The 11,617-nt window shown below is 66.9% G+C and carries 13 protein-coding genes; 6 read left to right on the top strand and 7 right to left on the bottom strand.

Annotated features, from left to right (window positions below):
- Nucleotides 1-14: 14 nt before the first annotated feature.
- The gene (locus tag R5O87_RS14225) at nucleotides 15-287 is read right to left on the bottom strand and encodes a DUF2277 domain-containing protein (protein ID WP_410556494.1); all 273 of its coding nucleotides are present in this window, start codon (nucleotides 285-287) and stop codon (nucleotides 15-17) included.
- A 213-nt stretch (nucleotides 288-500) separates the two neighbouring features.
- Between R5O87_RS14225 and R5O87_RS14220 the strand changes: the two genes are divergently transcribed.
- Complete coding sequence (locus tag R5O87_RS14220) at nucleotides 501-764, top strand: hypothetical protein (RefSeq protein ID WP_410556495.1); 264 nt, start codon at nucleotides 501-503, stop codon at nucleotides 762-764.
- A gap of 65 nt (nucleotides 765-829) precedes the next feature.
- Here the strand turns inward: R5O87_RS14220 and R5O87_RS14215 are convergent, their stop codons facing one another.
- Nucleotides 830-1,846: an EamA family transporter gene (locus tag R5O87_RS14215; protein ID WP_410556575.1), complete on the bottom strand. Its 1,017-nt coding sequence runs from the start codon at nucleotides 1,844-1,846 to the stop codon at nucleotides 830-832.
- Nucleotides 1,847-2,010: 164 nt separating this feature from the next.
- Between R5O87_RS14215 and R5O87_RS14210 the strand changes: the two genes are divergently transcribed.
- Nucleotides 2,011-2,556: a CGNR zinc finger domain-containing protein gene (locus tag R5O87_RS14210; protein WP_410556496.1), complete on the top strand. Its 546-nt coding sequence runs from the start codon at nucleotides 2,011-2,013 to the stop codon at nucleotides 2,554-2,556.
- Nucleotides 2,557-2,642: 86 nt separating this feature from the next.
- Here R5O87_RS14210 and R5O87_RS14205 read toward each other — a convergent pair whose 3' ends face one another.
- The 3 genes from R5O87_RS14205 to R5O87_RS14195 all read right to left on the bottom strand — a co-directional run bounded on the left by R5O87_RS14205 (nucleotide 2,643) and on the right by R5O87_RS14195 (nucleotide 5,133).
- Nucleotides 2,643-3,029 carry a hypothetical protein gene (locus R5O87_RS14205; RefSeq protein ID WP_410556497.1) on the bottom strand — a complete coding sequence of 129 codons (387 nt, stop codon included), beginning with the start codon at nucleotides 3,027-3,029 and terminating at the stop codon, nucleotides 2,643-2,645.
- Between the two features lie 112 nt (nucleotides 3,030-3,141).
- Nucleotides 3,142-3,735, bottom strand: a complete 594-nt coding sequence (locus R5O87_RS14200) for a hypothetical protein (protein WP_410556498.1) — start codon at nucleotides 3,733-3,735, stop codon at nucleotides 3,142-3,144.
- Between the two features lie 45 nt (nucleotides 3,736-3,780).
- A complete protein-coding gene (locus R5O87_RS14195; RefSeq protein WP_410556499.1) occupies nucleotides 3,781-5,133 on the bottom strand; it encodes an MATE family efflux transporter in 1,353 nt (450 codons plus the stop codon).
- A 157-nt stretch (nucleotides 5,134-5,290) separates the two neighbouring features.
- On the opposite strand from R5O87_RS14195, the gene R5O87_RS14190 reads away from it, so the two are divergent.
- Nucleotides 5,291-5,725: a DoxX family protein gene (locus tag R5O87_RS14190; protein ID WP_410556501.1), complete on the top strand. Its 435-nt coding sequence runs from the start codon at nucleotides 5,291-5,293 to the stop codon at nucleotides 5,723-5,725.
- 113 nt (nucleotides 5,726-5,838) lie between these two features.
- Here the strand turns inward: R5O87_RS14190 and aztD are convergent, their stop codons facing one another.
- A complete protein-coding gene (gene aztD, locus R5O87_RS14185) occupies nucleotides 5,839-7,287 on the bottom strand; it encodes a zinc metallochaperone AztD (protein WP_410556502.1) in 1,449 nt (482 codons plus the stop codon).
- Nucleotides 7,288-7,442: 155 nt separating this feature from the next.
- Between aztD and R5O87_RS14180 the strand changes: the two genes are divergently transcribed.
- On the top strand, nucleotides 7,443-8,417 hold the full coding sequence (locus R5O87_RS14180) for an acyl-CoA thioesterase (protein WP_410556503.1): 975 nt from the start codon (nucleotides 7,443-7,445) through the stop codon (nucleotides 8,415-8,417).
- A 27-nt stretch (nucleotides 8,418-8,444) separates the two neighbouring features.
- On the opposite strand, the gene dnaB is transcribed toward R5O87_RS14180, so the two are convergent.
- Nucleotides 8,445-9,830, bottom strand: coding sequence for a replicative DNA helicase (gene dnaB / locus R5O87_RS14175; RefSeq protein ID WP_003800110.1), 1,386 nt, complete (start codon nucleotides 9,828-9,830; stop codon nucleotides 8,445-8,447).
- A gap of 717 nt (nucleotides 9,831-10,547) precedes the next feature.
- Here dnaB and R5O87_RS14170 point away from each other — a divergent pair.
- Nucleotides 10,548-11,027, top strand: a complete 480-nt coding sequence (locus R5O87_RS14170; RefSeq protein WP_410556504.1) for a hypothetical protein — start codon at nucleotides 10,548-10,550, stop codon at nucleotides 11,025-11,027.
- 2 nt (nucleotides 11,028-11,029) lie between these two features.
- Nucleotides 11,030-11,593 (top strand): hypothetical protein, encoded by a 564-nt coding sequence (locus R5O87_RS14165; protein ID WP_410556505.1) that lies wholly within the window; start codon nucleotides 11,030-11,032, stop codon nucleotides 11,591-11,593.
- Nucleotides 11,594-11,617: the final 24 nt, after the last annotated feature.

Genomic DNA, 11,617 nt, shown 5'->3' with positions numbered 1-11,617 from the left:
GCGGGTGACCGGACCTAGGCCGTCCCGAAGCGAACGGCCGCGCGGGCCTTCGCCTTGGCCGCTTCCTCATCCCGGTCCTTCGCGGGAGCGTGCGTCACCAGGGATTCGAGCAGGTGCTGGGTCACGTGCGCTATCTCGTGCACGGCGCGCTCGAACGCCTCCTCATTGGCCTTGGAGGGCTTGGTGCTGCCGCTGATTTTTCGCACGTACTGCAGCGCCGCGGCGTGGATCTCCTCGGACGTGGCGTGCGGTTCGTAGTTGTGAAGGGTACGGATATTCCGGCACATACCCCCATGCTAGGCTCTGGAACGCCGAGGATCGACCCTTCCGGACCCGCTTCAGGCGGGGCGTGTGGCCATGGGGAGGGCTCCATGGGGAGCGCTGCCCATCGACACTGTTCCGGGCCGGAGGATAGTTTTTAGGCAATGGATCTTCCGGACGAGCCGGAGGCCGCTGGGGATGCCGACTGGATCGGGTCCGTTGATTAAAGGAGAAATGTAATGGCTATTTGGGGTGCAGACATTGCGCAGCTGAAGAACTTGGGCACCAAGCTTCAGGCTGGTTCGAATGAAATCGAGAAGCAGAAGTCCCTGCTGACCAAGGTGCTCGAGGGCACCGACTGGAAGGGCCCGGACGCCGAAAAGTTCCGCAGCGAGTGGCACGGCCAGCACGCCGCAGCCCTTGCCAAGGTGGCGCAGGCCCTGGACGAGGCCGGCAAGCAGGCCAGCCGCAACGCTTCCCAGCAGGAGGAAGCCTCCCGCTAACCCGGGAACACCGGAGGGCCGGACGCACCATGCGTCCGGCCCTCCGGCATTTAACCGGTAAAGACCTAGGGGACGGGTTCGACGTCGTTCGCGTGGTCAAGCGGTCCGGTCGCCGCCGCCGGCGCCCCGGTTTTGGCTCCCCGGAGCTCATCCAGCCGGACGCAGAGCACGCCGCCCACGATCAGGAGTCCGCCTGCGAGCTGGATTGCACCAGGCAGTTCGCCCAGCAGCAGCCATGCCCAGATCACGGCAAACAGGACCTCGGTGAGGGAGACGAATGAGGCCACCTTGGTGCCGAGCGCGCGTGCAGCCATGATCCCGGAGACGTAGGCCAGGACGGTGGCCAGCACCACAAGACCGCCCAGCGGGACCCACCACGGGGTGGTTAAGGGGCCGAGTTTGGTGTCGGCCGTGCTCATGGCCATCGGGAGGAGGCCGGTGGCCGCCATCAGCCACATGACCGCGGCACCGGTCAGCAGCCCGCCCGATGCGAGGACGATGGGCGGCAGCGTGTCGTTCTGCTTGGCCGTGAGGAAGAAATAGATGGCAAGGCAGACGGCCGCGGCCAGGCCCCAGAGCACGCCGACGGCGTCCACCTTCACCGCCCCCGTGAGGTCCAGGACGAGGACCAGGCCACCCAGGGACAGGAGCGTCCCGGCGATGGTGAGGGCGCGCGGCCGCTTCCGGCTGGCCACCCAGAGCCACAGCACGATCAGCACCGGCCCAAGGTATTCGAGCAGCAGTGCCACGCCAACCGACAGCCTGGCCACGGCGTTGAAGTAGAACAACTGGCAGCCTGCGACGCCGATCAGGCCAAACAGGAGAATCGTTAGCCAGTTCGACCGCAGCTGGTGCCACCGGCCCCGGAGCGCCAGCACAGCGGGGATCGCGAGGATGAGCGCGGCGCCTGTCAGCCGGGCGGTGACGGCAGCCCCGGGCGTCCAGCCGGTTTCCAGCAACGCCTTGGCGAAGGAGCCGGACAGCCCGAAGATCGCAGACGAAAAAAGGGCGATACCCAGTCCTGACGCAAGGAAGCCGGTGGCCGTGGCCTCAGCGGTAGGGGCAGGAGCGGAAGGCTGCACGGGAGCGGGAGCCGCAACCGGGGCCGGAAGGCGGGCCGGAGCCGGCGCCACGGAAGTGAGCGCCGTTTGGGCGCGGTTGTTCGATACGGGCACGGATGCCTCCCGTCAGGAGTAAAGTGGGGTATTGGTCCTGACACTACGCCCCGGCACTGTAAGGAGTCAAGGTGGTCTTTGCCCCTGACACGGAACTCTCGCTGCGCTTTGTGGTGAACCTCATCAACTCGGCCGCCAACGGCGAGGAAAACCTGCCCACGGTAGCGGATCTGGATGAGTTCCTCCGTCAGGAGGGATTCAGCGGTGCCCGCACGCACGATGCCGCCGAGCTGGCCAGCGTCCACGAACTGCGCACCGAACTGGCAAGGCTGTGGACGGCCGACGAGGACACTGCGGTGGACGGCGTGAACCGGCTCCTGCGCGAGGCCCACGCCCTCCCCCAGCTGCTCAAGCACGACCAGTGGGACTGGCACCTCCACGCCACCACCCGCGAAGCACCGCTGGCGGACAGGATGGGCACCGAGGCGGCCATGGCCCTCGTGGACGTGATCCGCAGCAAGGAGATGGACCGCATGCTCGTGTGCGCGGCCGATGACTGCGACGCGGCGGTGCTCGATCTCAGCCGCAACCGGTCCAAGAGATACTGCGATACCGGAAACTGCGCCAACCGCGCGCATGTGGCGGCCTACCGGGCACGGCGCGCCAGCGGAGAATAACCAGCGCCAGGGGAGAGTAATCAGCGCGCGCGGGGAATAATCACACCCGCGGAAAGCAAGCCGCGCCGGCGGCTTGCCGTCGGGCGCTAGGAGGCTCCGCCGTCGGGCCCGGACTCACCGGGTGCGGCAGGACCCGCAGTGCCCGGAGCATCCGGACCGCCCTGGGTCCCCTGCCCGCCGTGCCCCTGCGAGGACTTCCGCGCCGAGCTCAGGTTCACGCCCGAGCCCTTACCCAGGTGGGCCGCGTTGTCCTTGTAGCTCATGGACAGCATCGCGGCGATGACGAGCGTAACAATGAAGGCGATGCCGGCGCCGGTGAAGGCCAGGTCGAACCGCGGCGACCGGGCGCTGCCGCCGGAGGCGAAGATCAGTACCGCGAAGAAGGCGACCACAGCCCAGAAGGCGGAGAACATCAGGGGTCCCTTGACCGAGGTCCGCAGATTGCGCGGTTCTCCTGGTTTCTGGTGTGCCAAGGTGATTCCTCCCGTGCGGGCGGCGCGATGCGGCCTGCCCGCTGTACTGTGTGGTGTTCTGAAGGGCTGCTGGCAGCCAACGGCTGTTCTACAACGAGTAGAACCTTTAGTACTAGTTTACGGCCTTTGACGCGTCCGTCCGCGCATCGTGCCGGAGCGAGAGGCCTGCCAGGATCCACAGCACACCCGAGATGATGGCCCCGCCACCGGCAACCCCCAGCAGCGCGTGCGGGCCAAGTTCCACGAAGAACGGCAGCGTCGCGGCCGTGCCCAGCCCGATGACGCCGGAGGCAAGCCAGTCGCGGGCCAGGACATGCCGTCCGCGGAACCTGATGCCCAGGTAAAGCTCGGCTGCCGACGCCACGGCCAGGCCCAAGGCGCCGATTACGGCGAACACCAGGCTGCCGTGCAGGAACAGCAGGGCCACGCCGGCACCGGTGAGGGCTGCGCCGCCGGCGGACAGAAGCCGGCCGGCCGGTGCGTCACGGCGGAAGCCGGTCAGCGGAATGCCCCAGAGCAGGATCAAGCCGGTGGCCAGCAGATACACGCTGCCCGTCAGCGACATGCCCGTCACGGAAGGAGCCGCCCAGAACACTGTCACGGCACCGAAGACCAGCGCGGCGGCGGCCCGCAGCAGGGCGGGTTTCCACAGTTCCGCCGAGGGGGCAGGCACGTCGGACTGGGCAGGGGTAGCGGGGGAAGTCACCGCTCCAGTTTAGTGCGCCAGCCTGTGCCGGCGAATCCGGGCCTGTTAGGAGCCGAGCACCATCCAGCGGTCTGTCCTGGCCCGCAGCCCCAGCGTTACGGCGCGGGCGCACATGTAGCCCAGCGAAAAGGCCACCCACACCCAAACCAGCGCCGCCGCGCCGTCGGCCCCGGCCAGCGGCACCGCCAGCAGCAGCGGAAGGTACACCGCAAGATTTACGACGCCGGCAATCGCCAGATACTTTGCGTCGCCGGCGCCGATGAGCACCCCGTCGAGCACGAACACGTACCCGGCCAGGGGCTGGCCCGCGGCCAGTACCCAGAGGGCCGCGGTCAGCACTGACTGGACGCCGGCGTCGGACGTGAAGAGGGCACCTGCGAACGGGGCCGCCACGGCGAGCAGCACGCCGGTGGCCACCCCGAAGCCGGCACCCCAGCGGATCATGGTCCGGGTCAGGATCCTGGCCTTGCCGGGATTGGAAGCGCCCAGCTCCTTGCCGATCAGTGCCTGCGCGGCGATGGCCAGGGCGTCCAGTGCGAAGGCGAGGAAGGTAAAGACAGTCATGGCCAGCTGGTGGGCGGCGAGGTTCACGGCCCCCTGGGCCGTGACCACCAGGACCGTGGCGAGGATGGCGGTGCGCAGGCTCAGCGTCCGCAGCATGAGCCAGGAGCCCACCTTGGTCATGGCCCGGATCCCATGCCAGTCGGGCAGCAGGCTGACGCCGTGGTGACGGGCGTTGCGCTGCACCATCACCAGGTACACTGCGGCCATGGCCCACTGCGCAATGCTCGTTCCCACGGCCGATCCGACCACAGACAGGCCGAGGCCGTAAACCAGCACCAGGTTCAGCACGATGTTCAGCGTGAATCCCGCCGTGGCCACCACCAAGGGCGTCCGGGTGTCCTGCAGTCCCCTCAGCACGCCTGTGCCGGCGAAGATCAGCAGCATGGCGACCAGCCCGGGCATGGACCAGCGCAGGTAATCGACGGCGAAGGTGCGGATCTCCGGGCCCGGCCCCATGAGCCCGATCAGCGGCTCCGCGGCAAGGAACCCGGCCAGCGCCAGTACGGTGCCCAGCAGCAGGGCGAGCCAGACGCCGTCGCGCCCGGCGGCCAGCGCCCTGCCAAGCTGGCCGTCACCGACTGCCCGTGCCACTGCCGGGGTGGTGGAGTAGGCCAGGAAAACCATCAGCCCAACGGCCGTATGCAGCACCGCCGAGGCCAGCCCGACGCCGGCCAGCTGGGCAACGCCGAGGTGGCCGACGATCGCCGAGTCGGCAAGCAGAAAGAGCGGTTCGGCGATCAGGGCGCCAAATGCCGGAACGGCAAGCCGGAGGATTTCACGGCCGTGGCTCTCGGGTTTTGGGGTGGAAACGGTGGCGGAAGGCGATTGGGGCACGGTTTCAGCCTAGCTGGCACAGAAAAGATAACCACGACACATTAGTTGACACTTCAACAAAACTTCGGGACAGTGGAAGGGAAGCTTCATCCGACGCGCTCCGGACCGCGTGCCCAAAGAGACAACCCCCCAATCGATCCGAACGGTGAGAATCTCCATGAACCAGTCCACCCAGACCACCACAGCCCTGACGATCCTGCGAGTGATCGCCGGATTCCTCTTCGCCGCGCACGGCTGGCAGAAGTTCAGCGAATTCACCATCGCCGGCACGCAGGCATCCTTCGCCAAGATGGGGGTTCCGGCCGCCGAAATCGCCGCCCCGGTGGTCGCCACCCTGGAACTCGCGGGCGGCATCGCCCTCATCCTTGGCGTGCTGACCCGCGTCTTCGCCGCCCTGCTCGCCCTGGACATGCTGGGCGCCTTCTTCCTGGTCCACGCCTCGGCCGGCGTTTTCGCCGCCACCGGCGGCTACGAGCTGGTCCTCCTGCTGGCAGCCGGAGCCGCGGCCATCGCCCTCGCCGGAGCCGGCCGCATCTCGGCGGACGCCGCCCTGTTCGGCCGCGCCGATTCAAAGCTCAAGGTTCTCGCGTAACATTTCCGGGCGCCGCTTCACGGCGGCGAGTGTCCAGGAAAACAACAACGACGGCGGCTGCCCGCCTGGCGCTTCGGCGCCGGGTGGGCGGCCGCCGTCGTTTTTCCCCTGCTTCAGCCGGTGACGCCCGTCAGTTCATCGGGTGTATGGGGCAGCGAAGCCGTGCGGACCACCTTCCCCGTGTTCAGGTCGACGGCGTGGAGTTTCCGCGAGGCCGGCTCGGTCACATAGGCGGTGGAGCCCTGGACGTACAGGGTGGGCCGCGGATCCTGCCAGGCCCCGGGCTCCTGCCAGGCCGGCACGACCGGCACCGTTGTCACGATTGCACCGGTCAGCGGATTGAGAACATGCAGCCCGCCGTCGGTGCCGAGGACCAGCGCCTCCCCCGCCGGACCGCGTCCCAGCGACCGGAAGGAATAGCTGGTGCCAAGATCCACCAGCCTGAGGGCTTTGGTGCCGGTGTTCACCAGCGAAATCCGCGTGGGCCGCTCCAGGACCGCATCCTTGTCCGCCTTGTAGTCCCCGAGCACCACGGGTGACGCCGGCGAACCGGCCTGGTTTCCCATCCGGCCATAGGCGTCGGGGCTGGAGGTCTTGGAGAACCTGCCGTCCTTGAATACCAGCATCCCGTCCTCACAGCCGAAGGTCACGGTATTTTCACCCGCCACTGCCTCACCGTGGACGCCGGGGCAGTCCTGGCTCCGGAGGACCTCCTTGCGGCCCCGGCCAGCGGCCCCGGAGGAGGCGCCCCCCTCGGAAGAAGCGGCAGGACCCAAAAGCGCCACGGCGTTGCGGGAGTTCTCGTTTCCCACGGTCACCAGCAGCCTGCCGTCCTCCAACTCCACCGCAACGCCGTGGTGGGCCTCGGGTGCGGTGTAGGTCGTCGTCTTCGGAAGGCCGCCTTCGGCAAGCGCTCCGAGGGCGGCTGACTCGAACGACTCCACCTTGCCCGACCCGTCGCTGAACAGGACGGTCCTGCCGGCGTGCCGCACCACATGGCCCGGCTTGCTGGCCCCGAACGCATGGTCCGTCAGCGCGGGCCGGGCGGCATAGGAATGGCCGTGGTCGCCATGCCGCTCAGTCCATGCGCCGGCATCGAGGACGCGGAACGAGTCGCCCGCCGCAACCAGGACGTGGCGGCCGTCCCCGGCAGGGCTGATGCGGTTGTAGCCCTCCAGTGCAACATCGCCCGCGGGTTCAAGGGTGGCCGCATCGAGCACGCCGGCACCGCCGGCGTAGGTGTAGACCAGGCGCGGCTTGGGGGCGCGGAGCTCGGCGGGTTCTGCGGCCTCCGTCTGCGGCGAAGGATTGACGGAACTTCCGGCGGAAGTTGGTGCGGAACTTTGCGCAGAATCTTGCCCAGTGCCGGCTGCGCAACCTGACAGCAGCAGGGCGGCTCCGCAGGCTGCGGCCAGCGGCGCAGCATACGGCGCCCTGCTGCGGTGAGTAGCCGGCGTGGTGGGCGGTCCTGCGAAGGGCCGGGCCAAGGGCCGCGCGAAGGGCTCGTGGGGGCGGCCGCGGTGGCGCCCGGGTGTGGCGTCGGGAAGTGCAAATCGTCTCATCAACATGGGACTAATGATAATCATTATCGTTAGTGGAATGGCCAATCGGTCTTGTCAATGACGCCAACGCCCGGCCTGAGGGCCTTATGGCGACCGTGCGCGCCTTTGTGAAGGCCCGGATCTGCCGTTCGGACGGCGGTCAGTAAACTGCGAGCATGAGCGAGACTGCCGCCAACTCAGTAACCCTCCGCTTCCTGGCCGCCCCCATGGACGTGGGCCACAGCGGATCCGTTGACGCCGGAACGGTACTCGAGTGGGTGGACAAGGCGGCCTATGCGGCTGCCGTAGGCTGGGCCAAGTCCTACTGCGTCACCGCCTATGTGGGGAACATCCACTTTGCCGATCCGGTGAACATCGGCGACATGGTTGAGGTAACGGCCACCATCGTCTACACAGGCCGCTCCTCCATGCACATCCGCACCGTGGTTTCCTCCGGGGACCCCAAGGGCGGACCGGCCACCATGCGCAGCCAGTGCATGGTGATCTTTGTGGCGGTTGGCGAGGACGGGAAACCCGTCCCGGTGAAGCAGTTCGAGCCGGCTACGCCGGAGGAACTGGAAGAGCGGGACCACGCCCTTGCCCGGATCGGGATCCGTGAGCAGATCGTCAAAGCGATGAACGCCCAGGAATATACCGATGCCGGCACGGCCGAGCGCGTCGTCCTGCGGTTCATGGCGGCGCCCACCGACGTGAACTGGGGCGGCAAGGTCCATGGCGGCATCGTCATGAAATGGATCGACGAGGCCGCATATGTCTGCGCCTCACGCTACTGCGGCCGGGACACGGTGGCCGTCTTCTCCGGCGGGGTCCGGTTCTACCGGCCGCTGCTGATCGGCCACGTGGTGGAGGTGGAGGCACGGCTGGTCTACACAGGCACCAAGGGCATGCACATTGCGGTACACGTCCGCTCGGGGGACCCCAAGGGCCGCGAGCTGAACCTCACCACCTACTGCCTCACCGTAATGGTGGCCCGCGACGCCGAGGGCACCTCGGTCCCGATCCCCGCATGGACCCCGGTGTCCGAGGAGGACAAGCGGCTCCACGCCCACGCCCGTGAGCTACTGGAAATCAGGGCAGCAGCCCCCGGAAACAGGCTGCCCAACCACCTGCTGCAGTCACAACCGCACTAGCAGCGGCATTAGCAACAGCAGCGCAGCCTAGAAGCCGCCGCCTCCGCCGGCGTCCCCCGCCATGTTGGCGAACCGCGAGTAGTGGCCCTGGAAGGCAACCACGATGTCCTTGGTGGGGCCGTTACGGTGTTTCGCCACGAGGATGTCTGCCTCACCGGCGCGCGGGGACTCCTTGTCGTACACGTCCTCGCGGTGCAGCAGGATTACCATGTCGGCGTCCTGCTCGATGGACCCCGATTCGCGCAGGTCGGAAACCATGGGGCGCTTGTCCTGGCGCTGCTCGGACCCACGGTTCAGCTGCGACAGCGCGATGACGGGGACCTGGAGTTCCTTGGCGAGCAGCTTCAGCGCACGGGAGAACTCGGAGACTTCCTGCTGGCGGGACTCCACCTTTTTGCCTGAACTCATGAGCTGCAGGTAGTCAAGGATCACCAGCTTGAGGTCGTGCTGCTGCTTGAGGCGGCGGCACTTGGCCCGGATCTCCATGAGGGACATGTTCGGACTGTCGTCAATGAACAGCGGGGCGTCATTCATCCGCCCCATGGTGGTGGCGATCTTGGACCACTGCTCGTCCTTGATGGTGCCCTTGCGAAGGTCCTGCAGGCCGATGGTGGCCTCGGCCGAGAGCAGACGCATGGCGATCTCGTTGCGCCCCATTTCGAGCGAGAACATCACCGTGCTCAGGTTGTTCTTGATGGCGGCCGAGCGGGCAAAGTCCAGCGCGAAGGTGGACTTACCCACGGCGGGACGGGCGGCGATGACGATCATCTGGCCCGGGTGCAGGCCATGCGTCAGCTCGTCCAGCTCGTAGAAGCCGGTGGGAACGCCCACCATGCCTTCGCCGCGGTGGCCGGAGGCCTCAATTTCATCCACCGTGGACTCCATGACGTCCTTCAGGACGACGTAGTCTTCGGCCGTACGGCGTTCGGCGACCGCATAGACCTCCGCCTGGGCCTGGTTGACCAGGTCCTCCACCTCGCCGTCCTGCCCGTAGCCGAGCTGCACGATCTTGGTGCCGGCGTTGACCAGCCGGCGGAGCACGGCGCGCTCGGCCACGATCTCGGCGTAGTAGCCTGCGTTCGCGGCCGTGGGCACCGTCTGAATGAGCTCATGGAGGTAGGCGGGGCCGCCGATCCGGTTGATCTCGCCGCGCTTGGTCAGTTCATCGGACACCGTGACGGCATCGGCGGGTTCACCGCGGCCGTAGAGGTCGATGACGGCCTCGTAGATGGTTTCGTGGGCGGGGCGGTAGAAGTCCTGCCCCCGCAGGATCTCAACCACGTCCGCAATGGCGTCCTTGGAGAGCATCATGCCGCCCAGGACGGACTGTTCGGCGGGGATGTCCTGGGGAGGTTTGCGGCTGCCTTCGGATTCGCGGGTACCTTCTATTGAGTCCAGGTGCGTAACTGACAAAGCTGCCGTCCTCCATTGTGTCCGCAGCCCGTGCAGGGAACTGCGGCGCGTGTGCCGTGTGCCGTGGGTGGTCCGAGCTGCAGAAATCTGCTGCCCGGGCTGATGCAACTACACCAGCAGGCCCTGACATTTTTCAGTCCCGGCCGCTGAACCCCGGCGACGCCTCATCCACAGGTTTTCCACAGGGCAGCACGAATCTCCCGGAGTCCGGCTGTCCGCCGGCTCCGGTCTTCAGGCCGGAAGGGAAAACCCACCCGAATGGGGTGTCTCCGCAACGTTAGCGCCCAGCCGGCCACTCACAAAGCCCGCAGTTCCGCACCTCTGTGGATAACGTGTGCACAAGATACTGATGCTTGTGCACAGCCTGTGGGGGAAGCTGTGGATAGAAATTTTCTTTCCGGCATATATGGCCTCTGACCTGCGGAAACGTCCGAATTTTCCTGTGGACAAATTTAATTTTTACGCCAACCTTCATCCACAGCCTTAACCGCCCGCTGGGGATACCGGCCGGTAAGTCAGCCTCTGGCAGGAGTTTTCGCCGCCTTTATATCCTGTTTGTGATACGGGTCACCGGCATATGCCTGAATCCGTCCCCGCATGCATGCCGGCTGGACGATTCTTCCCTCCCAAGGCCGCAACCGGCGCCGCCGCAGGGCCGCACTATGCGCGGCCGGGCATATGCTGTGGATAACGCGGATGTGGCGTTAAGCTCTAGGTATGGGCGACGTTCTGACAGTCTTGGTTCCTGCCCTTGTCCTCGCCGCAGCCCTCTGGGCGTTTGCCACGGCACTGAAGCCGCGCGACGGAGGAATGTCCGATGCTGACCGCTACCAACTGGAGCTGGCCCGGCGCTCCCAAGCCCACTACACAGCCCAGGTTCAGGCGGCCCTGGCAGCCCGGGCCCGCATGGAGGCGGCAGCCCTGCCCAGCCAGAACAGGCAGCAGCAGATCCAGCAGCATGAGCATCGTCCGGCAACGCCCCCGGGCCATCCTGGTCACGATCCCGGCCGCCAACCTGACTACCCGCACGGCTCTTATCCCGCGGCGCCTGTGCCCGGAACCATGCTGAACCCGCAGCTGGTGTTACAGCTGCAGACCCTGGTGCGCAACGGGCAGAAGCTCCAGGCCATCAGGCTTCTGCGCCAGGCCACCCACTCCAACCTTTTGACCGCCAAGCAATACGTAGATCGGCTGTAACCATGGAATCGCTCCTGATCCCCTTCCTGATCCTCGTGGCCGTGGCTGTGGCCGTGGCCCTGACGGCGCGGACGTTGAGCCGCCGCCGTACAGTCACGGAGCCCGCCAAACCGCCAGCGGAGTCCGCAGAGCTGGCCAGGGAAGCCGCAGCCAAGCTGTCCGAGGACGAACACCGGCGGTTGTATGCGCTCATCGCCCAGGGCCAGGCCATGGCTGCGATCAAGCTGTACTACGAAGTGTCAGGACAGGGCCTGCGCGCATCACGGGACGCGGTGGCCGCGCTGGCAGCCCACCCGCAGCCCTTCCGTTCCCCGGCCCAGGTGCCCAGCGAACCCGAGGACGACGACGAGCCGCCGCAGCGGTTCCCGTACCGGTACCGGGCCATCGCCAGCAAGGGCGATGTCACCCGGGAGGTCAGCAGCAACATGCTCAATGACGAGATCTACGGCCGCATCCGCACGCTCGCGAAGAGCGGCAACATCGAAGCAGCCGCCACCGCGCTGACCCGGCACTCGGACATCACCATGAAGCAGGCGCGCGAGTTCATCGCACTGCTGGACGACTGACCGGCTCCGCTAGCCACGGCGCAG

Origin of the sequence: Arthrobacter globiformis, from assembly GCF_046536215.2 — a bacterium.
GTDB classification, from domain to species: Bacteria; Actinomycetota; Actinomycetes; order Actinomycetales; family Micrococcaceae; genus Arthrobacter; species Arthrobacter globiformis_E.
Note: the sequence above shows the minus strand (reverse complement) of the source record. Positions and strands in the feature narration are given on the sequence as shown.

Excerpts from the sequence above, each read along its gene's own strand:
- R5O87_RS14220 (WP_410556495.1), top strand. The coding sequence starts at position 501 with ATGGCTATTTGGGGTGCAGACATTGCGCAGCTGAAGAACTTGGGCACC.
- R5O87_RS14165 (WP_410556505.1), top strand. The coding sequence starts at position 11,030 with ATGGAATCGCTCCTGATCCCCTTCCTGATCCTCGTGGCCGTGGCTGTG.
- R5O87_RS14170 (WP_410556504.1), top strand. The coding sequence starts at position 10,548 with ATGGGCGACGTTCTGACAGTCTTGGTTCCTGCCCTTGTCCTCGCCGCA.
- R5O87_RS14190 (WP_410556501.1), top strand. The coding sequence starts at position 5,291 with ATGAACCAGTCCACCCAGACCACCACAGCCCTGACGATCCTGCGAGTG.
- R5O87_RS14225 (WP_410556494.1), bottom strand. The coding sequence starts at position 287 with ATGTGCCGGAATATCCGTACCCTTCACAACTACGAACCGCACGCCACG.
- R5O87_RS14180 (WP_410556503.1), top strand. The coding sequence starts at position 7,443 with ATGAGCGAGACTGCCGCCAACTCAGTAACCCTCCGCTTCCTGGCCGCC.
- aztD (WP_410556502.1), bottom strand. The coding sequence starts at position 7,287 with ATGAGACGATTTGCACTTCCCGACGCCACACCCGGGCGCCACCGCGGC.